Annotated in this window: 1 pseudogene; it reads left to right on the top strand. The window is 67.9% G+C overall.

Annotated elements, in window-relative coordinates:
- Positions 1-629: pseudogene (locus tag A5777_RS25070) on the top strand (DUF222 domain-containing protein); the annotation flags it as partial.

Raw genomic sequence — 629 nt, 5'->3', positions numbered from 1 at the left:
GGCACCGTCCCGCCGGCCGATCCGCGGTTCGTCATCCACGTCGTCTGCAACGAGGCCGCGCTCATCGAACCCGAAACACACACCACCACAGCCGAACCCGCCGACAGCACCACGCGGCCTGCTGCGGGTGCTGCGGGTGCTGCGGAGTCCGGAGCTCGTCGCGCAGATTCTGCAGCAGGCGACGCAGAGTCGGCCGAGGGTGGCGATAGTGACCGTGAGACCGATAGCGACGATGGGCCGCGCACGTGGACGGCGCGCGTCGACCGGCCACGCCTGGAAGTCCCTGATGACGACGTGCCGGTCGGGTTCATGGACGGGCACGGCATCATCTCCGCCGAACACGTCCGCGACATCGCCGCCCGACCAGACGCGGTGATCCACCGGGTGGTACCGACAAACATCCCCGAAAACGCTGACGGCACGTTCACCCTGCCCGCACACGGCACCGACCCCTACCGCCCGTCGACCGCATTGGATGAAGCGGTGCGATGCCGCGACGGCTACTGCGTCGACCCCGGCTGCAGCCATTCGGCGTGGACCGCCGACAACGATCACGTCACCGAATACGACCACCACACCCCGGCTGCAGGTGGGTCCACCAGCTACGAGAACCTCAACACCAAATGCCG

Source organism: Gordonia sp. 852002-10350_SCH5691597, assembly GCF_001665715.1.
Taxonomy (GTDB): domain Bacteria; phylum Actinomycetota; class Actinomycetes; order Mycobacteriales; family Mycobacteriaceae; genus Gordonia; species Gordonia sputi.
The sequence above is the reverse complement of the archived record's forward strand: the minus strand, read 5'-3'. Positions and strand labels throughout refer to the sequence as shown.